This is a genomic window from Sphingomonas kaistensis (assembly GCF_011927725.1).
Lineage (GTDB): Bacteria > Pseudomonadota > Alphaproteobacteria > Sphingomonadales > Sphingomonadaceae > Sphingomicrobium > Sphingomicrobium kaistense.
This window is the reverse complement of record NZ_JAATJC010000001.1, coordinates 2,476,242-2,496,112: the sequence shown is the minus strand read 5'-3', so window position 1 is coordinate 2,496,112 and position 19,871 is coordinate 2,476,242. Positions and strand designations below refer to the sequence as shown.

Sequence of the window (19,871 nt, the reverse complement as noted above, 5' to 3'; positions counted from 1 at the left end):
GTCGAAACGAGAACTGGGTTTTCCGGGCAACATTTTTGTCCCGCGATGGAACAAAAGAAACACTGCGGAGTTTGGCGCCATTCGGCCAAAAACCAAGACATTCCAGCGCGTTAGTAATCTATGTTGGCACTAATCGCATTAACATAGATCAAAACTTTCCGTTGACTTTCAATGGTGGTTAGCAGTTTCTTAATCCTGCCGAGCGGGCCTGGGGGCGCAATCGGGGGTGTCGCGTCATGTGGCGATCTGGAACGGCTGCTGGCACGAGACCTCACTATCAAGGGCGTTTGATCCCCCACGTTGCGCGACGCTCAATTTGAGGCGTCCGCCTTTCAGGACGTCTCCTTGGGAAGGGGATTTTCCATGACGTTCATTAACATGCTCAAGGACGAAGCAGGCGCCTCGGCCGCCGAATATGCTCTGCTGCTGGCCATTGTCGGCTCGCTGATCGCGGCCTCGGCCGTGGCGCTCGGCGCCAACATCGGTGCCGCCATGGACGGCGCGGGCGCGCAGATCTGCAATCCTCCGGGCGACGGCGATGATCTCTGCACCGATCCTCAGACGGGTGCTGACATCTAAGTGAAGTGATCGGGGTGGAGGGCTGTTCTTCAGGGACAGCCCTCCCTTCGCCGCCCATCTACAAATCAGCGTTGGAGCTCAGGGGGGCAGACGTCGATGAAGCGTCAATCGGTAATCGCTTTGGCCGCAGCAGTGGTCTTGGGGCTGGTCGCCGTGTTCCTGGCCAACACTTACCTGCTCGCCGGTCGTAACGCGCAATCGCCTGACGGTACGACCAAGATCGCGGTGGCCAACGTGCCGCTCGACTATGGGACCGAGCTCAAGCCGGAAATGATCCGGCTCATCAATTATCCCACCGACGCGCTTCCCGCCGGCAGCTTCCGCAGCGCCGCAGAGCTGGTCGGTGCGAAGAACCGCCGGGTGGTGATCGCACCGATAGCGGTCAACGAAGCCATCCTGGCGACCAAGATTTCGGGCAGGGGGGCAGGGGCCTCCATCGCCGCGCTGCTGCCCGACGGCAAGCGCGCGGTGTCGGTCCGCATCAACGACGTGTCGGGCGTCGCGGGCTTCATTCAACCCAGCGACGCGGTCGACGTCCTCATCACCCGCCAGATCGCCAACGGCGACCGCAGCCAGCAGGTCACTGACGTGCTTCTGCAGAACACCCGCGTCATCGCCATGGGCCAGCGGTCTAAGAACGAGACGGGCAAGCCGGCGGTGGCCAAGACCGCGACGCTGGAAGTCTCACCGGTCGACGCGCAGAAACTGGCGCTGGGCCAGCAGGTCGGCGACCTCAGCCTCGTGCTGCGCAAGCCGGGCGAGCGCGACGACGTCAGCCTGGTCGAAACCGTCAGCCTCGACGATCTTCGCTACGGCACCTTTGCCGGCACTTATGGCCGCGCGGTGACCGCCGCCACCCTGTCGGCCCAGCCGCGCTGGACCCCGGTGGCCGCCCGTGCCCCGCGCCAGCCCGCTCGCCAACCGGCCCGCGCCGCCACCGCGCCGCGCCCGGCTCCGGTCCGCAACAATGTCGACGTGGTCAGGGGGACCACCGAGACCAGCTACGAAGTGGGGGGTGTCAGTGGCTAAGGGGATCATGCTCGCGGCGCTGGGCGCCGGCGCGCTGCTGCTCGGCGCAGCGCCGGCGGCGGCGCAGGTCGCCGCGATCAGCACCGCCGAGGGGATGCACGCGGGCGAACTGGTCGTTCCGGTCGCCAAGAGCCAGGTGCTGCGGTCCGACCGGCCGTTCGCCAAGGCGCTGATCGGCAATCCCGAGATCGCCGACATCCTGCCGCTGAACAGCAATTCGCTTTACGTGCTGGGCAAGAAGGCGGGCACCACCAGCCTGACCCTCTACGACCGCAACAGCAACCTGATCGCGGTGATGGACGTCGCGGTCGGGCCCGACGTGCTGGGGCTGCGCCGCCAGCTGTCCGAACTGCTGCCCGCTTCCCAGGTCGGCGCCCGGCTGAGCAACGATTCGATCGTTCTGGAAGGCATCGTGCCAAGCGGCCCCGCCGCCGACCGCGCGGTGCAGCTCGCCAGCACCTATGCGCCGGGCAAGGTCGTCAACCTGCTGTCGGTCGGCTCCTCGCAGCAGGTGATGCTGGAAGTCCGCTTCTCCGAAGTGAAGCGTTCGGCGTTGCAGCAGATCGGCGTCAGCACCTTTGTCGGATCGGACGGCGGCAAGCTGACCGGCGCGATCGGCGGCGGCGCAGGCCTGGTCGGCAGCGGCCCGCCAACGCTGGCCGCGATCACCGACAGCTTCGGCATCATCTCCCGCACCTTCCGGGCGTTCGGGACCAACTTCAACCTCACGCTCGACGCGCTGGAGCGCAAGGGCGCGATCACCACGCTGGCCGAGCCGACGCTGATCGCGCTGTCGGGGGAAACCGCCAATTTCCTCGCGGGCGGGGAGTTTCCCATTCCCACGGTGCAGGGGGGTGGTGGCGGCACCGGGTCCGACGACGGCGGCAGCCGCGCGATCACGGTCGAATTCAAGCCGTTCGGCGTCAGCCTCGCCTTTACTCCCACGGTGCTAGCCGATGGGGTGATCAACCTGGTGGTTGCGCCGGAGGTCAGCTCGATCGATCCGTCGGCATCGGTTATCATCAACGGCCTGCGCGTGCCCGGTCTGCAGACCCGCCGCGCCAAGTCGGTGGTCGAGCTGCGCGACGGCGAAAGCTTCGCCATGGCGGGGCTGATCCGCAAGGACTTCCAGGACACCATTCGCCAGGTGCCGCTGCTGGGGTCGCTGCCGATCATCGGCACCCTGTTCCGCTCCAGCGGCTTCCAGCGCGAGGAAACCGAGCTGGTGATCATCGTCACCCCGCGGCTGGTGCGCCCGGTGCGCCCCGACCAGTTGAAGGCGCCGACCGACCGCGTCCTGCCGCCGGCTCCGGCCGACCTCTATCTCCTCGGCCGCACCGATACGGGCGTCGGCCCGGCGCCGGAGATCGGCGTGAACAACCCGCCGCCACCCGCGCCGCCGACGGCCGGCGGGGCAGGCGGCATGGCCTCCAAGGCGGCGCCCAAGGGTCCGACCGGTTTCGAAGGGGATTACGGCCATGTCCTGTAAGCTGTTGCCGATCGCCGTCGCCGCGGTCCTGCTGGCCGGGTGCAACACGGTCGATGCCCGCACCGGGTCGGTCGATCGCCAGTTCGGCGAAGCGGTCGCCTGGAACAAGGCGGTGCAGACCATCAACCCCGATCCGGTCGTGACCGCCGATGCCGCGCCGGTCGGAAGCGACGGCGCCAAGGCCGCAGCGGCAAGCCAGCGCTACCGCACCGACAAGGTCAAGCAGGTGGAGCGGATCGGCACCTCTAGCGGCGGTGCGGCAAGCGGCAGCGGGCCGCAATAAGGGGTGTGCAATGCTGGGCGCGATCAAGAGGCTGGGCGGGGCAAGGCAGGGATCGGTGGCGCCGATCGTTGCACTGTCACTGGTCGGCCTGATCGCAGCCGGCGGCCTTGCGGTCGACTTCGCCCAGCTCGCCAATCTCGACACCGAACTCCAGAACGCCGCCGACCAATCCGCGCTGGCCGGTGTGACGCAGCTCGACGGGCAGGACGGCGCAATGCTGCGCGCCTCCGCCGCCGCGCGGGCGCTGGTCTTGAACGACACGCGCTTCGCCAATGACGGCAATGACGACGGCCAGGCTGCGACGGTGGCCAACATCTATTTCTACGCCTCGAGCACGGACGCCGAGAACGACGACAACCGCATCGAGGAAGGGGACGAGGAAGACGAGGTCGATCCCGACAGCCTCGCCAAGTTCATCCGGGTCGACATCAGCGCACGCCAGGCCCGCTATGCGATGACCCCGATCGTCGGGCTGGTGAACAGCGGCAACGTCGCCGCATCGGCCATCGCCGGCCTCGGCTCGGCCATCTGCAAGACGCCTCCGGTGATGATGTGCAACCCGGACGAGCCGGCCGACAATGACGATGAGGATTATGCGTTCGACGCCGACTCCTATGCCGGCCGGGGCCTCCGCCTGGTGTCGGTCGGCAATGGCAACACCGCCTGGGCTCCGGGCAATTTCGGCTATCTCGACGTCAATTCCAGCACCAGCAATCCCAACGTCGAATTGCGCGAGGCGCTCGGCTGGACGACGCCACCGGGCGAATGTTCGGGGCTGGACGGGGTCCAGACCCGCACCGGCGCGGGGACTCCGGTCACCCAGGCGCTGAACACACGGTTCGACATTTACGAGAAGCCGGCCGTCGGCAACGGCAATGCGGCCTCCTGCCCGATTGGAGGAATGTGCCCGCCCTCGATCAACGTCGTGAAGGATCTGTTGCGAAAGGGAAATGCGGGCGGCGGCAACAAGTGCGATGCGCCGAAGAACGGTGAGTGGGAGCTGCCCCCTACAGCAGCAAGGTACCTGCCGGACCTGGATGGATCGCTGGCGGCCACGCGGCTGACCGCGATGATCGCCAACGGGACGATGGGGCATCCGCGCGACAAGTGCCATGCCGTGTCGCAAAACGGCAATTGCACCAACGGCAGGATCGGTAACGGCGTGTGGGACCGCGACGCCTATTTCCGCGTCAACTACGGGTGGACCAGCACGCAATGGCCTGGCTACATCGATGACGGTCTCGAGCCCATCACGACTGCCACCCCCACCCGGTACCAGGTCTACCGGTGGGAGATCGCCAACCGCGGGACGGTCATCGGCGGGCGGACGATCCTGGCCAATCGACTGGTTGGGGGGACCACTAACCCTCCCACTCCGATCGATCACGACAGCCCGGTGTGTTCTCAGCTCCAGGCGACACCCTACGGAAGCGGTATCGTGCCGGGCGACGCCAACGTCGATCGCCGCCGTATTTCGGTCGCTGTGCTCAACTGCACCGCAAATGGTGTGAAGGGCGGTGGCAACACGGTCTACCCGGTCCTCGACTGGATAGAGATGTTCCTGGTCGAGCCGTCGATCCAGCGCGACCGGACCGACGTCAACGACATCTACGTGGAAATCATCGGCCGGACGCGATCCGGTGCGGGCGCCAGTGCAGGCCAGGTTGTCCGCCGCGACAAGCCGTATCTGGTCAAATGAGCGGGTGTCATTCCTTGATGCGCTGCGAGCGCGGAGCGGCCGGGGCGGAGATGGCGCTCGTGTTGCCGCTGCTGCTGGTCCTGATGTTCAGCGCCTTCGAGCTCGGCAATTATTTTCGCGAATGGCACACCTTGTCGAAGAGTGTGCGCGACGGGGCCCGGTTCGCCGCGCGCCATGACTTTGCAGACTTCGATTGCGCCGACGAGAGCGCCGCCGACGATGTGGTCACGGCGACCGAGGAAGTGGTGCGGACGGGCGTGGCCGGGGGGACGGGCGACCTGCTTCCGAACTGGGATAGCGAGGATGCCGAGATGACCCTGTCGGTCGCCTGCTCGACCAGCGTCGAGACGGGTGTCGACGCCGACGGCGAAGCGATCAACGAGGATCTGGCCGGGATCTACCGCGGCGCCGAGGACGGCGCGCCGGTGGTGACCCTGACGGTGCGCCTGCCCTATCGCGGGCTGTTCGGACAGTTCGGCTGGAGCGGCGCCGGCCTCAACATCGCGGCCAGCGAGCAGGCAGCGGTGATGGGCGTATGATCCGCGCGCTGCTCCGGGACCGCAGGGGAGGCGGCGCGGCGGAGTTCGCGCTGGTCCTACCTATCCTGCTGATCTTCTTGTTCGGGATCATCGACGCGGCGCGACTGGCGTGGGATTACAATCGCATCGCCAAGGCAACCCAGATGGGCGTCCGCATGGCCGCTGTGACCGACGTCCTCGACAGTGGCCTCGAAGAAGCAAGCTACGTCGGGTTCGCGACCAGCGATGGACGAATGCTCACCCAGGGTGACCGCATCCCGCAGGATGCGCTCGGCAAGCTCGTCTGCACCGAAGATGGCTGCACTTGCGCCGAAGAAGGGACTTGCCCGGACACCGACGAATTCAGGGACCAGGCATTCAATGACATCTTCGAGAGGATGCAGGCCATCTACCCCGAAGTCACGTCGGACAAGGTTCGGGTCACCTACAGCGGTTCGGGCCTCGGCTATGCCGGTGATCCCAACGGAATGGACATCTCTCCCACCGTCACCGTCAGTATCGTCGGCATGACGTTCTCGCCCATTTCCCTGCTCGCGATGACCGCTTTCCAGCTTCCCGATTTCCGCACCAGCCTGGTGATGGAAGACGGCGTCGGCGACGCCAGTAATTGAGGTCAGACAAGTGAGCGCCATGAACCCGCAGGATACGGCCAAGGCCTGGCGCTTTCAGGGGCCCGAGGCGGAGGTGCACCTCTACCTCAGTGCCGTCGAAGGCGACCTCGGTGCCCTGATGGGGGCCCGCGTGCTCGGCCTTCCGCTGACCGTCAGCATCGTCCCGGTATCCGACTGGATCGACGCCACCGACCTCGCCCGCGCCGCCGTCGCGGTGGTCCAGGTCGACGCCGATTCCCCCGCGTCGATCAAGCGCTTCGAACGCCTTGCGGCGACCAATCCCGATACGCCCCTGATCGCCGCTGCCTTCAACCCGCCGCTGGCGCTGGTCAGGTCGCTGTTGCGCAGTGGCGCCCACGACGTTCTTCCGCTTCCGCTGGCGCTCGACGATCTCGTCACCTCAATCGCCCCGCTGGCCGAGCAGGTGCAGCAAAAGGAGGTCCAGGCGCTTTCCGGCAAGTCGCGCCTGATCACCTTCAGCAAGGCGCGGGGCGGAAGCGGCGCTACCGCACTCGCGACGCAACTGGCCTGCCGCTTCGCCCAGCGCGAGGCCGCTGCGGGGCGCGAAGCCTGCCTGATCGACCTCGACGTACAGTTCGGCGATGCCGCCTTCCAGCTCGGCCTCGCTCCGAAATTCTCGCTGACCGATGCGGTCGCGGCCGGCTCGCGGCTCGACGGCGAGTTGCTCCGGTCCATCGCGACGGATCATTCGAGCGGCCTCAAAGTGATCGCGGCACCCGACGAGATGCTACCGCTCGAAGGGCTCAACAACGATCAGGTGCTGGCCGTCGTGGAGCGGGCTCAGCGCGCGTTCGGGACGGTGTTCGTCGATCTTCCCGCCAACTGGACCCATTGGTCGCTCTCGCTGGCAGCCCGTTCGGACCTGATCCTGCTGGTCGCCGACCTCAGCGTCGCCGGTCTGCGCCAAGCCCGCCGCCAGCTCGACCTGTTGCAGGAACAGGAGCTTGGCGACGTCCCGCTCGAGGTCGTCCTCAACCGCCACGAGAAAAGCCTGTTCGGGTCGGTCAAGTCGGCCGACGCCGCCAAGGCGCTGGGCAGGGAGGCGCGGTTCACCGTCGCCAACGATCCCGCCACCGTCAACGGCGCAATCGAGCGCGGAGTCATGGTCGACGAGATCAAGCGCAAGAGCCTGTTCGGCAGTGATCTCGACCGGCTCGACAAGGCGCTCGTCGACATCCTCGGACTGGAGCGCTGAGCCATGTGGCAGATCCGCAAACCGCAGCAGCAGCAGCCACAGCCGGAAGGCGCACCGGACGAGGAGAAGGTGGTTCCGCTCGAGGAACGGCGGCTGATGAATGTCGGCGACGCGGGTGCCTTTGCTAGCCGCGACGCCAACACCGAGCTCAAGGTCGCGCTTCACCAGCGGTTGCTCGACCTCATCAACCTGGCGGCGCTGGAAACCATGTCGCGGGCGCAGATCCAGGACGAGATCGGCGAGATGGTGCAGGAGGAGCTCGCAAAGCAGAACCATGCGCTGAACCAAGCCGAGCGGCGCCAGCTGGTCGACGATGTGATCGACGAATTGCTTGGCCTCGGCCCGCTGGAGCCGCTGCTCAAGGATCCGACGATCACCGACATCCTGGTCAACGGTCACAAGCGCATCTTCGTCGAGCGCTACGGCTCGCTCGAATTGAGCTCGGTGCAGTTCAAGGACGACCGCCACCTCATCCGCATCATCCAGAAGATCGTGTCGGCGGTCGGCCGGCGGGTCGACGAAAGCTCGCCCTTGGTCGATGCCCGCCTCGCCGACGGCAGCCGCGTCAACGCGGTCGTCCCGCCGCTGGCGATCGACGGCCCTTTGCTGTCGATCCGCAAGTTCGCCAAGGTCCCCATCTCGATGGACCGGCTGGTCGAAATCGGGTCGGTCCCGCACGCCATTGCCGAGGTCCTGCAGGCGATCGTCCGATCGCGCCGCAACGTGCTCATTTCGGGCGGCACCGGGTCGGGCAAGACGACCATGCTGAACGCGATGTCGGCCTATATCGATAATCGCGAGCGCATCGTCACCATCGAGGACAGTGCCGAGCTGCAGCTCCAGCAGGTCCATGTCGCACGGCTGGAAACCCGGCCACCCAATACCGAAGGGAAGGGCGAGATCGCCCAGCGCGACCTCGTCAAGAACGCGCTGCGCATGCGGCCGGACCGGATCATCGTCGGCGAGGTTCGCGCGGGCGAGGCATTCGACATGCTGCAGGCGATGAACACCGGCCACGACGGCTCGATGACCACCGTTCACGCCAACACCGCGCGCGATGCCGTGTCCCGCGTCGAGCAGATGATCGGCATGTCGGGCATCGACATTCCTGCCCGCTCGGCACGCGCGCAGATTGCCTCGGCCATCAACATCGTGCTGCAGCTTGTCCGCCTTGCCGATGGCCGCCGCCGCCTGATCAGCGTGTCCGAGATCATCGGCATGGAAGGCGACGTCATCACCATGCAGGAAATCTTCCGCTTCCGGCAGACCGGCAGGTCGAGCGACGGCGACGTCCTCGGCCGGTTCGAGGCCACCGGAATCCGCCCGCGTTTCCTCGAGGATGCGATGAGCCACGGGATCATGCTGTCGCCTGACCTGTTCCGACCGGACGTAAGGTTCGACGCATGACCGACAGCCTGCTGCGCATCCTCATCCTGGTGCTCGTCTTCGCGGCGGTACTGCTTCTCGTCGAGGTCCTGGTCGGGGGCTATCTCCGCGCCCGTTCGAGGGACCGGTCGATCAACCAGCGCCTGCAATTGATCGGCCGAGGCCAATCGCGCGCCGACGCCTTCAGCACCCTGCGCCGCCACAATCTCGATATCGTGAGCCGGGTGCCTGCACCCTTCAAGGGCACGGTGCGCAAGCTGGAGCGGATGCTTCTGGCGACCGGGCTGCTGATGCCGACCGGGCGTCTGCTCCTGCTGATCGGGCTCGCGCCGGTGATCCTGATCGCCGCCATCGTCGTCGTCATGCTGGCGGCAGGCGCACCGATCGGAGCCGGCCGCCTGCTGCTGGTCAGCACGATCTCGATCCTGATCGGCACCTTCTTCCCGCTGATGATCCTGTCGCGCCGCGCGCAGAAGCGGCGCAAGAAGATGCAGGAGCAGTTCCCCGTCGCGCTCGACGTCTTCGTCCGCGGGCTTCGCGCCGGGCATCCGGTGGCCGCGGCGCTGGACCTGCTGACGGTCGAGATGCCAGACCCGATCGGATCGCAGTTCGGGCTGGTGGTCGACGAAGTGACTTACGGCGCCGAGCTTCGCGATTCCCTGTCGGCGCTGGCCGAACGGTGGGACCTCGACGACATGCGGATGTTCGTGGTCAGCCTGTCGGTGCAGAACGAGACGGGCGGCAACCTCGCCGAGATCCTCGAGAATTTGTCGCGCGTGATCCGCGACCGCCAATCGATGCTGATGAAGGTCCGGGCCCTGTCCAGCGAGGGGCGCATGACGGGGGTGATCCTGACCTTGCTTCCGGTCGCGACGTTCAGCGGCCTGTTTCTGATCAATGCCAAATTCTACCTCGAGGTCGCCGACGATCCTTTGTTCGTTCCCGGCTTCCTTGGCCTCATCCTCCTTTACTGCATCGGGTTCTTCTCGATCCGGCGCCTCGTCGATTTGAAGGTGTAGGGACATGGTCGAACTGTTCGCGCAGAACCAGATCGCCCGCATCAGCCTGTTGGTGCTGCTGTTCGCCGCCGTCGCGACCGGCGCCTTTTTCGCGGTCAACTGGCTGTCGGTGCGGCGCGACCTGCGCAGGCGGCTGGAACCCGCCGGTCACGCGCCGATCGATTTCGCGCCCGGGCAGAGCCTGCGGGGCGATCATAGCGCGGGGGCCTGGGGCAAGCTGATCGCGAGGATCGAGCAATCCGGGCTCAGCCTTGCCGACACCAAGGATCGTGAGCTTCGCCAGCGACTGGCTGCGGCGGGATTTTCCAGCCCCCTCGCGCCGCGTTCCTACACCCTTATCCGGCTGTGCCTCGTCGTGCTTCTGCCGGCTGCGGTCCTGCTCGTGAACTGGCTCTCCGCCGACCCGCCGGGAATGATGATCATCTATGTCGAGGCGATGGTGGCGGCGCTGCTCGGGCTCTACGTCCCGACATTGGTGGTGCAGGCCAAGAGCGACCGCCGCCGCCAGGCCCTGGTCAACGGTTTCCCCGACGCACTCGACCTGATGCTGGTGTGCGTCGAGGCGGGGCTGGGACTGGAAGCGGCGTTCAGCAAGGTCGGGCAGGAGATGGTGCAATCGCATCCCCTGATCGCCGAACAACTGAGCCTTCTGGTGCTGGAATTGCGCGCCGGGCGAAGCCGCGAGGATGCGCTGCGCAGGCTCGCCGATCGCGCGGAAGTGGACGAGATCCGCGCCTTCGCAACGCTTCTGATCCAGTCGACCAAGCTGGGGTCGTCGATCGGCCAGACGCTTCGAATCTATGCCGCGGAAATGCGGGAGAAGCGGCGGATGCGGGCGGAGGAGAAGGCCCACCGGCTGCCGGTGCTTCTGTCGGTTCCGCTGGTCGCCTGCATGCTGCCGGTGATGATCGGCGTGCTGATGCTTCCGGCGGTCATCCGGGTCATCCGCAATATTCTTCCAGCCATGCAGGGGGCAGGGTGATGAAGAGGTTTCTCGCAATCGCGTCGGCTATGCTTGCCCTGGCTGGATGCAGCAGCGGCGGGACGCTGACCATCCGGCCATCCGGCAACGCGCTCGCGCAAGGCGCTCATTCCGCGCTGTTCCGGGTCAACGAAGCACGGGCCCATCTCGCGCTTGGCAATGTCGCGCTTGCTTCCGAGGGCTTTCGCCGGGCCCTGCGCGACGATCCGGGAAGCGTCGACGCGCTGACCGGGCTTGCGGGCTGCTACGATCGCATGGGCCGCTTCGACCTGTCGCGCCTGCACTATGAGCGTGCGCTGGCGCTGCGGCCGAGAGACGGCGCAATCCTTGTCGCCTTTGCCGCGTCGCTCGACCGCTCCGGCGCAAGGGAGGAAGCGGGAAGGGTGCGGGCGGAACTGGCGTCGCAATCACGAGCCCCGGGCCTTGTCGCGACGGATCTGGCCGAACTCGTCGCCGCGCTGGACCTCGATCGTTCGTCGGCGCTGACCGAGGGAGGAGTCCTGTCGTGGCTGGCTCCCGCAAAGCAACAGCTTGCTGCACTGGTGCAGGAGCGCAAGACGGGCCCCCGGCTCGAGCGTGCGGATCTTGGCGAGGTCATCCTGCTGACGGGAAGGTCGCCCCACTGGCAGCCGCTTCCGGCCCCGAAGCTGGCACGATCGGCCGAGGTGAAGCGACTGGCGGCGGTTGGCGCCGGCACGACACGCATCACCATTCTCAACGCCGGAACGACGGAGGGTCTTGCGGCACGAACCCGCCTCAAGCTTCGGCAGCTGGGCTGGACCGGCATCGCGATCGCCAATGCAGCCCAGGCGCTCGACCGCACTGAACTCGTCTACCCGGCGGCGATGGAACGGGAAGGCAAGCGCCTCGCACGGCAGTTGCGGGTTTCGGCGCAGGCCCGCCAGTCGGACAAGGTGGACCGCATCGTTCTCCGGCTCGGCCAGGATGGGGCGGGCAGCGTCGGGCGCACGTGATCCTGGCGCTTGCCGTCATGCTGGCGATGGCGTCGGCGCCGCCTGCAACCGACGCCGTCAGCGACGCCGCCAGCGCCTTGTCGCATGGCCGTGCAGTTCAGGCGCGCGAGATGATCCGTACGGCAGTAGCGGAAGGTGCGTCGGGCGCGGCGGTCGATCGCCTTTTTGCCGACCTCGCCTTTGCCGAGCGGCGCTGGCCGGAGGCGACCATCCGCTACGCCGCGCTGCTCAAGGCGGGCGAGCGGAATACCCACGTCCTGAGCCAGGCCGGGATCGCGGCGCTCGAGCAGGGCGACGGCGCGGCGGCAATCGTTCTCCTCGACGAAGCCGCCGCCTTGCCGGACGCCGGATGGCGGACCTTCAATGCAAGGGGCGTGGCAGCCGACCGGATGCAGGACTGGCGTTCGGCCGATGCCGCTTACGCGCGCGGGTTGCGGTTGAAGGCGGCGTCGCCGGAATTGCTCAACAACCTCGGCTGGTCGCTCCTCCTGCGGGGGCAGTGGAGCGAGGCGCAGCGACGACTTGCGCAGGCGGCGAGGCTGGCCCCGACCAACCCGCGCATCGCCTCCAATCTCGATCTCGCCGACTCGGCGCTACTTGCCGACCTGCCGGCCCGCCGCGCCGGGGAAAGCGGTTCGTCCTATTCCGCGCGGCTCAACGATGCCGGAGCACTTGCGCTTCATGCCGGCAACGTCGCCAAGGCCCGCGCCGCCTTTGCGCGGGCGCTGGAAGGAAGCGATCGCTGGTTCGCGCGGGCGGCCAACAATCTGGCGCTCGCCGACGCCGCGGCAGGTTCACCTTAGGGCGGCGCCCTGCTTGTCGCCGCGGGTGACGGGCATGGTGACGAAGCGGAAGTAATCCGCCTCGCGGCTGACCTCGGCCATCTGGTCGGCGCTGCTGCGTTGCCGTGGAGCGATGGCGCCATCGCTGAAGGCGAAGTGGCTATGATCGCCCTCGTCGAGCGATTCGATCAGGTGATAACCGCGCCTCCGCAATTCCGCTGCAAGGGCGGCATGGCTGACGCTCGGTGAGCGGGCGACGTCGATCGCGCGGCCAAGCAGGTGCCAGCTGTTGGGTACCCCGCCCACGCGGCGATTGCGCTCGGGCGAGCGGATCGTGCTGGTCACCCGCCCGAAGCCTCGCGCAACGCTAGCAGCCGCAGCGAGGCTGAAGCGGTTACTCGATGGAAGCTGCCGGCGGGCTGCGATCAGCGGCGCGGATTGGACCGTGCGGCCGTCGACGACCCTCACCCCGAAGTCGGTGCCGGGTGACGTCACCGATCCGGCCATCACCAGCAACAGCAAAGCGCCCGCAGTCATCAGCTCCTCCCCCGGAGTTGGTCGCCGACTCCTTTACAATGAATCGACGTCCACTGCAGTATCAAAAGGCGGCGCATCGCCTTGCCTGCGACCAGCTGACCCAAAGCGGGAGAGCGGCCGTGTCAGACAGACGGTCAGGCGCCTTTCCTTGCTGACGAGGCCGGGGCCTTGGGTCGCTTGCGGACGGCCGCCGGCGTTCCGTCATTTGACAGCATCACGGCGACCCACCGGGCCTGATCGAACTGGGCGCAGATCAGCATCAGGGTCAGCGTCAGGGGCACCGACAGGAAGGCGCCAGGCATCCCCCACAGGAACGACCAGAAGGCGAGCGACAGCAGGGTCGCGACCGGACTGATGTTCTGCGCGTCGGCCTGCATCCGCGGGTAGACAAGGTTGCCAATGATGAAGGCAACCAGCTGGATGCCGCCGAAAATGATCAGCGCTGGGGTCAGGGTCGGGAATTGCAGCAGGGCAAAGGCGGCAGGAGCGAGGGAGCCGGCAGTGACCCCGACGATCGGAATGAACGACAGCAGGAACAGCAGAAAGGTCCAGAACAGGGCATTGTCGAGACCGACGGCGAACATCACGATGCTTGCCCCCGACGCGAGCATCACGCCGGTCAGGGTCTGCACCCAGACATAGGTCTCGATGTCCTTGCCTACCTGGCCGATGCCCTGAAGGATCGAGCGCGAACGCGCGCCGTCACCGGTCGAACCGCGCACCTTGCGAGCGACCTTGCGACGTTCCGCCAACAGAAACGCAAAGTAGAGGATGACCAGCAGCAGGGTCGAGACCAATCCCTGCACCCCGCCAAGAACCCGCCCGGCGAACTGCGGAACATTGATGTTGCCGACCAGTCCGGTCAGCTGCAGCGGTTGCTCGAGTTCCAGGGTGCGACTGAGCGTCGCAAGGATTCCGTCGATGCGTTCGTAGAGAGCGGGGGCCTGTGCCGCGATCTCGCTGACGCCCTCGATCAGGACCAGCATCGCGACGCCAAGTGTGGCGATGATCAGGACCGCCGCGAACACGACCACCAGCCAGGTCGGCATCCACGGCCAGCGCTTGTCGATCGCGTGGATCAACGCCTGCACCAGCACGACCAGAACCGCCGCGACCACCAGCGGCGTGATGATGTCGGCAAGCCAATGCAGCAGCCATAGCCCGGCTGCGACCGCGATCAGGGTCAGCGCTCCGGCGCCGGAACGGGGACGAGGGGGTGATTCCATGACCGCCAAACGAGCAACCCTCCCGATGCTTCCCTTGACCGAGCCTAATTGGCCGGCCGCCGTTCGTCGATGGCGCGAAATCGACCAACGACCGATCGCGGTGCTTGCCTCGAAGCTACAAATGTAGCACACGCTACAAATGTAGCCTCGGAGCCTGAATGTGCTGAACCGTCTGCCCCCCAAAGAACGCCAGATCGTCGACCTGTTGTATCAGCAGGGCGCGATGACCGCGGCGGAAGTGACCGACGGGCTGCCCGGCGCGGTGAGCGGTTCGGCCGTGCGCACGATGCTCAAGCGGCTCGAGGACAAGGGGTTCGTCCGCCGCGAGGATCATGAGCGCGGCTATCTCTACAGCCCGGCGGTGTCGGACCAGACCGCGCGCAAGTCAGCCTTGTCGGAAGTGGTACGGGTGTTCTTCAACGGTTCGCCGACCAGTGCTGCGAGCGCACTGCTGGGCATGTCGGACGGGATCGAGTCGAGCGAACTCGACGCGCTCGAGAAGATGATCGCCGAGGCCCGCAAGTCGAAGGGGAAGTAAGCCATGGAACTGCTTGTCACCTTTGCCCTGAAGTCGGTGCTGATCGCCGGCGTCACGCTTGCCCTGCTTCATTTCCTGCGCGGCCGCTCGGCGGCTGAGCGAGGAATGGTCGCCCATCTCGGCCTGCTGTCCCTGGTGCTGTTCCCCCTTGGCGCGATGTTCCTGCCGCAATTGGTGGTCAGTGCGCCGCTGATGGAGGCCGCTCCGACGATGCCGGCGCAGCTGCCTGCCGCGCCGATCACCGACAACCCGCCGCTACCCGCCGCGGAAGCATTCCAGGCCGCCGCTTCCCCCGAACCCTGGTGGCCCCTGCTGTACGGCATCCCGGTGGTCCTGCTGCTGGCGGTGACCCTGATTGCCGTGCTGCGCCTGGTGACGCTGCGGACCAAGGCCTCGGTGCTGGTCGAGCCGTCGTGGCTGTCCGCACTGGCCCATGCCCAGCGGCGGATGAACTTCAAGAACGGCACTGCGCTGCTGACCAGCAGCGACCTCAAGTCGCCGATCAGCTGGGGCCTGTTCCGGCCGGTGATCCTGCTTAACGAGAAAGCGCTAGGGGCCAAGGCGGAAGCCGAGGCGATCATCGCCCATGAACTGGCGCATGTCCGGGGGCTCGACTGGGCCAAACTGCTGCTGGGCCGGATCGCCACCGCCTTGTTCTGGTTCAATCCCCTGGTCTGGATACTGGCCCGCGAAGCCCACCAGCTGCGCGAGGAAACCGCCGACGATGCGGTGCTCGCCGCCGACGTCGAGGGGGTCGATTATGCCCAATTGCTGGTCGGCGTGGCGCGTCACGACTGCAGGGGCCTGCTGCTCGGCGCCCATGGCGTCGCGCCGGGCAAGGGAAGCCTGACCCGCCGAGTGCAGCGCGTGCTCGACAGCACCCTGCCGCGCACGCCGATGGGCAAGGGCTTCGCCGCCGGCCTGTTCATGGGTGTGGTCGCCGCAGCGACGCCGCTTGCCGCCATCACCTTCAGCCCGCGGGCCAGCGACGGCGCATCCGAAGCGGGGGTCGCGGTGGTCAAGGCCAACCCGGCCGACTCGCTGCCGTCGCTGGTCGCCCAGTCGGTCGCCACCGCCACTGCAGTCACCACCGAGGCGGTCAGCGTTGCCGTGTCGGGCAGGGAAGCAGCGGTCGCCAGCGCAGCCGCGGCCCAAGACGCCGCCGCGATTGCCGCGGACCGCCGGGCGCTGGCGGAAGAAGTGCGGCTGGCAATGGTGCATCCGCACCCCGCTCCGCAGCCCCCCGTTTCACCGCAGCCGCCGGTTCCGCCGAAGCGTGTCAGCGCCGACGAAGCGATCGACCGTGCGATCGCCAGCAAGGCGCTCGGCATCACGCCGGAATATGCCGCCTCGATCCGCGCTGCCCTGGGCGGTATGCAGATCGACGATGGCGACCTCATGGGCTTGCGAGCGGTCGGTGCCACGCCCGACTGGGTGCGTGCCATGGCCCGTGCCGGCTCTCGCACCAGTGACGTCGGCGACTTGACCGGGGCGCGCGCCGTGGGGGTCAGTCCCACCTACGTGGCCGAGCTGGCCGGGGCGGGAGTGCGCAACGTGTCGCTCGGCGACCTCACCGCGATGCGCGCCCTGGGCATCACCGCCACCTCCATCCAGAAGCTGCGCGACGCCGGCTACACCGGGCTGACGCCCAACCGGATCATCGAATTGCGGGCGGTTCGGATCAAGGAGTTCGCGACCGGCCGGAGCCAGCCGCCGAGCAACTGGCCGCCCAACCTGCCGCGACGACCGCGACCGGAGACGCCCGAGCCGCCGGAAGCACCCGAGCCGCCCAAACCCGACGCCGGCTAGCGCCGACCCCAACACCCTCACTGCTGCCGCAATCGACGCCCCGCCCGGGGCGAACGGGACCGGCTTGCCAACTCATTCCCGAGACAAGGAGCACCACCATGCACCGTTCGCTCTCCATCTGCCTGGCCCTGATCCTCGCCACGCTCAGCATCGCCACCACCGGCTTTGCCGCCGAAGGAGGCACCCTCCGCTTCGAGCTGTCAGGCGCAAGCCGGGACTGGCTCCAGCTGTCGCTCAGCCGCACCTTGTCGGCCAATCGCACGTCCGGGTCCTCGTTCGAGGTGACCGAGCTTGCCGGCGTCGACCGCACTGCCTTGCAGGGGAGGGACGGATCGCCCGTCAACTTCACCCTTACGCGCGAGGCGGGACGGCTCGACTGCTCGGGCCGCACGGCCAACCGCCGCGCGACGGGCAGCTGCCGCTTCACCGGCAATCCGGCCTTCGCCTCCTTCCTCGTCGCGTCGGGCATCCGCCAGCCAACGGAGGGTGAAGCGATCGACCTCACCATGGTCGGCGCCAACCGCTCGCTGGTCGATGCGCTGAAGCGCGGCCGGTTCGTCATGCCGACCCCCAACACGCTGGTGGGCATGACCGCGCTGGGCGTCACGCCCGACTATATCGCCGCCATGGCCGCTGCGGGCTACCGGCCGAGCAAGACCGAGGACTTCCTGCCGTTGAAGGCGCTCGACGTGTCGCCGGCCTATCTCGGCTCGCTGAAGCGCGTCGGCTACGACCGGGTGCCGGTCGAGGAAGTGATCCAGCTCAAGGCCCTTGGCATCACCGCCGATTTCATCGCGAATTACCAGCGCCACGGCTTCCGCGACCTGTCCGTGTCACGGCTGGTCCAGCTGAAAGCGCTCGGGATCCGCCCGGAAGAGCTGAAGCGCCAATCGTCCGGGCGGAGGACCAGTCTCAGCGCCGAACAGGCTGCTCCGGTCATCATGAGTGGCCTGCTGCCCTAAAACGGCAGGTCACTCGTCGGTCTGTCGAACGGGCACGGCCGCTCGCAACTGTTGCGCATCGCGCGCCGCAGAAATGCGCTCAATAGAATCGAACAGGGGAAGAGTTTATGCGTGGTTTTCACCGCCGGGCGATGTGGCTTGGCTTTGCGTCATCGATTGCACTGGGCGCTCCGGTAACGGCGCAGGAGGCCTCGCCGCCCGCCACCGGAGACGCGCCGGCCCCGGTGTCCGCACCCGCCGGCAACAAGCGCATCTACACGCCAGCCGACTTCACCCGCTTCGCCCCGCGCACCGCGCTGGACATGCTCAACCAGGTGCCCGGCTTCTCCATCCGCGGCGAGGACACCAGTTCGCGCGGGCTTGGCCAGGCGTCGGGCAACGTGCTCCTCAACGGCAAGCGGATCAGCGGCAAGTCGACCGATCCGGTCACCGCGCTGCAGGCGATCCCGTCGGGCAACGTCACCCGGATCGAGATCGTCGACGCCGCGGAAGTGGATGTGCCGGGACTGACCGGGCAGGTCGCCAACGTCGTCTACGAAGCCAAGAAGAAGATCAGCGGCCAGTTCAGCTACCGGCCGGAATTCCGCGCCCATTACGCCGATCCGCTGTACACGCGCGGCGACGTATCGGTCAGCGGAACCAGCGGCCCGATCGAATATACCCTTAGCCTCAAGAACGACGCGAGCCGCAGCTCCGCGGGCGGTCCGACGGTCATCAGCCGCGGGGACGGCACCCTTTTCGAAACCCGCAACGACAGCTGGACCGGCAACTTCGACCAGCCGCAGATCAGCGGTCAGTTCAAGTGGGACGGCCCCGGCTCGTCGGTCGGCAACCTCAACCTGCTCAGACGGTCGTTCAATTATCGCTTCGACGAAATCAGCGAGCGCGACCGAGCCAGCGGCGCCGATCTCGAGCGGCTGCTGAGCCAGCGCGAGAAGGGCAAGAATTACGAGGCCGGCGCGGACTATGAATTCGCGCTCGGCGGTGGGCGGTTGAAGTTCATCGGCCTGACCCGCTCGTCGGACGAACCCTTCTTCCAGTCCGCCCTGCTGACCTTCGACGACCAGAGCCCGAAGATCGGCAGCCGCTACGTCCAGGACGGCCGGTCGAAGGAACTGATCGGACGCAGCGAATATCGCTGGAAGTGGGGCAAGACCGATGTCCAGCTGTCGGGCGAAGCGGCGTTCAACAGCCTCGACCTCGTCTCCCGGCTTTATTCGCTGAATGCCAATGGCACCTACGTGGAGGAATTCTTTCCGTCGGGCACCGGGAAGGTCAGCGAAGACCGCTACGAAGGGCTGGTGACGATCGGCCGGCCGCTGTCCAAGGCCCTGTCGGTGCAGCTGGTCGCTGGCGGCGAATGGTCGACCATCGTCCAGGAAGGCCCGGGCGGGAAGGAGCGTCGCTTCTTCCGTCCCAAGGGCTCGCTGAACTTCGCCGCGCAGGTGACCCCGACCTTCAACGCTAACTTCAAGATCATCCGCCGGGTTGGCCAGCTCGACTTCGGCCAGTTTCTCGCCCGGGTGTTCCTCGACAACGACAACCAGAATGCCGGCAATCCCGACCTCGTCCCGTCGCAGCAATGGCGTTTCGAACTGGAGCTGGCCAAGGATCTCGGTCGCTACGGCAAGACCCGGGTCAACCTGGTCGCCGCGCTATTCGAGGATTATGTCGACATCATCCCGATCGGCCTGACCGGGGAGTCGCCCGGCAACATCGACAAGGCGCGGGCCTATGCGATCGACTGGAACAGCACCTTCCAGCTCGATCCGCTCGGCATCAAGGGCGCGAAGATCAACCTGCGCGCACTGGCGCAGTTCAGTAACATCCGCGATCCCCTGACCGGCGTGAAGCGGCCGCTGTCGAGCTTTACCGACCGGCTGGTCGAAATCGACTTCCGCCACGACGTCCCGGGCAGCGACTGGGCCTATGGCGCCGACGCCGAATATGTCCACGTCACCCGCGCTTTCCGCCTGAACGAGGTCGGGCGGCAATTTGAAGGCCCGGTGTGGGTAGGCATGTTCGTCGAGAACAAGGACGTGTTCGGACTGACGGTCCGAGCCTCGGCCAGCAACCTCATCAACGCGCGCAGCCGGTGGGACCGGGTGGTCTATAGCGGACGGCGCAACAGCTCTCCGGTCGACTTCGTCGAGACCCGCAACCGGCTGATCGGCCCGATCTTCTCGCTGAGCGTCCGCGGAACCTTCTAGG

Annotated in this window: 19 protein-coding genes; 17 read left to right on the top strand and 2 right to left on the bottom strand. The window is 66.8% G+C overall.

Features of this window, described 5'->3' with window-relative positions; translation table 11 throughout:
- Positions 1–363: 363 nt before the first annotated feature.
- From GGQ97_RS12305 to GGQ97_RS12245, 13 genes are all read left to right on the top strand, one after another.
- Positions 364–579 carry a Flp family type IVb pilin gene (locus tag GGQ97_RS12305; protein WP_168069971.1) on the top strand — a complete coding sequence of 72 codons (216 nt, stop codon included), beginning with the start codon at positions 364–366 and terminating at the stop codon, positions 577–579.
- A gap of 96 nt (positions 580–675) precedes the next feature.
- A complete protein-coding gene (gene cpaB / locus GGQ97_RS12300; RefSeq protein WP_168069969.1) occupies positions 676–1,608 on the top strand; it encodes a Flp pilus assembly protein CpaB in 933 nt (310 codons plus the stop codon).
- Positions 1,601–3,097, top strand: a complete 1,497-nt coding sequence (locus tag GGQ97_RS12295) for a type II and III secretion system protein family protein (RefSeq protein WP_342448533.1) — start codon at positions 1,601–1,603, stop codon at positions 3,095–3,097. The genes cpaB and GGQ97_RS12295 overlap by 8 nt, the downstream gene beginning before the upstream one ends.
- Complete coding sequence (locus tag GGQ97_RS12290; protein ID WP_168069967.1) at positions 3,087–3,380, top strand: hypothetical protein; 294 nt, start codon at positions 3,087–3,089, stop codon at positions 3,378–3,380. Before GGQ97_RS12295 ends, GGQ97_RS12290 begins: the two co-directional genes overlap by 11 nt.
- A 10-nt stretch (positions 3,381–3,390) precedes the next feature.
- Positions 3,391–5,079, top strand: a complete 1,689-nt coding sequence (locus GGQ97_RS12285; RefSeq protein ID WP_168069965.1) for a TadE/TadG family type IV pilus assembly protein — start codon at positions 3,391–3,393, stop codon at positions 5,077–5,079.
- The gene (locus tag GGQ97_RS12280; RefSeq protein WP_342448532.1) at positions 5,076–5,618 is read left to right on the top strand and encodes a TadE/TadG family type IV pilus assembly protein; all 543 of its coding nucleotides are present in this window, start codon (positions 5,076–5,078) and stop codon (positions 5,616–5,618) included. Before GGQ97_RS12285 ends, GGQ97_RS12280 begins: the two co-directional genes overlap by 4 nt.
- Positions 5,615–6,229 carry a TadE/TadG family type IV pilus assembly protein gene (locus GGQ97_RS12275; RefSeq protein ID WP_209022851.1) on the top strand — a complete coding sequence of 205 codons (615 nt, stop codon included), beginning with the start codon at positions 5,615–5,617 and terminating at the stop codon, positions 6,227–6,229. The genes GGQ97_RS12280 and GGQ97_RS12275 overlap by 4 nt, the downstream gene beginning before the upstream one ends.
- 10 nt (positions 6,230–6,239) lie before the next feature.
- Positions 6,240–7,445: a CpaE/TadZ family protein gene (locus GGQ97_RS12270; protein WP_168069961.1), complete on the top strand. Its 1,206-nt coding sequence runs from the start codon at positions 6,240–6,242 to the stop codon at positions 7,443–7,445.
- A gap of 3 nt (positions 7,446–7,448) precedes the next feature.
- The gene (locus GGQ97_RS12265) at positions 7,449–8,852 is read left to right on the top strand and encodes a TadA family conjugal transfer-associated ATPase (RefSeq protein ID WP_168069960.1); all 1,404 of its coding nucleotides are present in this window, start codon (positions 7,449–7,451) and stop codon (positions 8,850–8,852) included.
- Entirely contained in the window at positions 8,849–9,850 is a 1,002-nt protein-coding gene (locus GGQ97_RS12260; RefSeq protein ID WP_168069958.1) for a type II secretion system F family protein, read from the top strand. The genes GGQ97_RS12265 and GGQ97_RS12260 overlap by 4 nt, the downstream gene beginning before the upstream one ends.
- Positions 9,851–9,854: 4 nt before the next feature.
- Positions 9,855–10,832 carry a type II secretion system F family protein gene (locus GGQ97_RS12255; protein WP_168069956.1) on the top strand — a complete coding sequence of 326 codons (978 nt, stop codon included), beginning with the start codon at positions 9,855–9,857 and terminating at the stop codon, positions 10,830–10,832.
- Entirely contained in the window at positions 10,832–11,806 is a 975-nt protein-coding gene (locus GGQ97_RS12250; RefSeq protein ID WP_168069954.1) for a LytR C-terminal domain-containing protein, read from the top strand. The genes GGQ97_RS12255 and GGQ97_RS12250 overlap by 1 nt, the downstream gene beginning before the upstream one ends.
- Positions 11,803–12,609 carry a tetratricopeptide repeat protein gene (locus tag GGQ97_RS12245; RefSeq protein WP_168069952.1) on the top strand — a complete coding sequence of 269 codons (807 nt, stop codon included), beginning with the start codon at positions 11,803–11,805 and terminating at the stop codon, positions 12,607–12,609. Before GGQ97_RS12250 ends, GGQ97_RS12245 begins: the two co-directional genes overlap by 4 nt.
- Here the strand turns inward: GGQ97_RS12245 and GGQ97_RS12240 are convergent.
- Together GGQ97_RS12240 and GGQ97_RS12235 are read right to left on the bottom strand one after the other, a co-directional pair.
- Positions 12,601–13,125, bottom strand: coding sequence for a D-Ala-D-Ala carboxypeptidase family metallohydrolase (locus GGQ97_RS12240; protein WP_209022850.1), 525 nt, complete (start codon positions 13,123–13,125; stop codon positions 12,601–12,603). The genes GGQ97_RS12245 and GGQ97_RS12240 overlap by 9 nt on opposite strands.
- Before the next feature lie 134 nt (positions 13,126–13,259).
- The gene (locus tag GGQ97_RS12235) at positions 13,260–14,351 is read right to left on the bottom strand and encodes an AI-2E family transporter (RefSeq protein ID WP_168069950.1); all 1,092 of its coding nucleotides are present in this window, start codon (positions 14,349–14,351) and stop codon (positions 13,260–13,262) included.
- Between the two features lie 160 nt (positions 14,352–14,511).
- On the opposite strand from GGQ97_RS12235, the gene GGQ97_RS12230 reads away from it, so the two are divergent.
- From GGQ97_RS12230 to GGQ97_RS12215, 4 genes are all read left to right on the top strand, one after another.
- On the top strand, positions 14,512–14,889 hold the full coding sequence (locus tag GGQ97_RS12230; RefSeq protein ID WP_168069948.1) for a BlaI/MecI/CopY family transcriptional regulator: 378 nt from the start codon (positions 14,512–14,514) through the stop codon (positions 14,887–14,889).
- Between the two features lie 3 nt (positions 14,890–14,892).
- A complete protein-coding gene (locus tag GGQ97_RS12225; RefSeq protein WP_168069946.1) occupies positions 14,893–16,698 on the top strand; it encodes a M56 family metallopeptidase in 1,806 nt (601 codons plus the stop codon).
- 98 nt (positions 16,699–16,796) lie between these two features.
- Positions 16,797–17,660 (top strand): hypothetical protein, encoded by an 864-nt coding sequence (locus GGQ97_RS12220; protein WP_168069944.1) that lies wholly within the window; start codon positions 16,797–16,799, stop codon positions 17,658–17,660.
- Positions 17,661–17,767: 107 nt separating this feature from the next.
- On the top strand, positions 17,768–19,870 hold the full coding sequence (locus GGQ97_RS12215) for a TonB-dependent receptor plug domain-containing protein (RefSeq protein WP_168069942.1): 2,103 nt from the start codon (positions 17,768–17,770) through the stop codon (positions 19,868–19,870).
- Position 19,871 lies beyond the last annotated feature (1 nt).

Excerpts from the sequence above, each read along its gene's own strand:
- GGQ97_RS12305 (WP_168069971.1), top strand. The coding sequence starts at position 364 with ATGACGTTCATTAACATGCTCAAGGACGAAGCAGGCGCCTCGGCCGCC.
- cpaB (WP_168069969.1), top strand. The coding sequence starts at position 676 with ATGAAGCGTCAATCGGTAATCGCTTTGGCCGCAGCAGTGGTCTTGGGG.
- GGQ97_RS12290 (WP_168069967.1), top strand. The coding sequence starts at position 3,087 with ATGTCCTGTAAGCTGTTGCCGATCGCCGTCGCCGCGGTCCTGCTGGCC.
- GGQ97_RS12285 (WP_168069965.1), top strand. The coding sequence starts at position 3,391 with ATGCTGGGCGCGATCAAGAGGCTGGGCGGGGCAAGGCAGGGATCGGTG.
- GGQ97_RS12280 (WP_342448532.1), top strand. The coding sequence starts at position 5,076 with ATGAGCGGGTGTCATTCCTTGATGCGCTGCGAGCGCGGAGCGGCCGGG.
- GGQ97_RS12275 (WP_209022851.1), top strand. The coding sequence starts at position 5,615 with ATGATCCGCGCGCTGCTCCGGGACCGCAGGGGAGGCGGCGCGGCGGAG.
- GGQ97_RS12265 (WP_168069960.1), top strand. The coding sequence starts at position 7,449 with ATGTGGCAGATCCGCAAACCGCAGCAGCAGCAGCCACAGCCGGAAGGC.
- GGQ97_RS12260 (WP_168069958.1), top strand. The coding sequence starts at position 8,849 with ATGACCGACAGCCTGCTGCGCATCCTCATCCTGGTGCTCGTCTTCGCG.
- GGQ97_RS12255 (WP_168069956.1), top strand. The coding sequence starts at position 9,855 with ATGGTCGAACTGTTCGCGCAGAACCAGATCGCCCGCATCAGCCTGTTG.
- GGQ97_RS12250 (WP_168069954.1), top strand. The coding sequence starts at position 10,832 with ATGAAGAGGTTTCTCGCAATCGCGTCGGCTATGCTTGCCCTGGCTGGA.
- GGQ97_RS12240 (WP_209022850.1), bottom strand. The coding sequence starts at position 13,125 with ATGACTGCGGGCGCTTTGCTGTTGCTGGTGATGGCCGGATCGGTGACG.
- GGQ97_RS12235 (WP_168069950.1), bottom strand. The coding sequence starts at position 14,351 with ATGGAATCACCCCCTCGTCCCCGTTCCGGCGCCGGAGCGCTGACCCTG.
- GGQ97_RS12225 (WP_168069946.1), top strand. The coding sequence starts at position 14,893 with ATGGAACTGCTTGTCACCTTTGCCCTGAAGTCGGTGCTGATCGCCGGC.
- GGQ97_RS12220 (WP_168069944.1), top strand. The coding sequence starts at position 16,797 with ATGCACCGTTCGCTCTCCATCTGCCTGGCCCTGATCCTCGCCACGCTC.
- GGQ97_RS12215 (WP_168069942.1), top strand. The coding sequence starts at position 17,768 with ATGCGTGGTTTTCACCGCCGGGCGATGTGGCTTGGCTTTGCGTCATCG.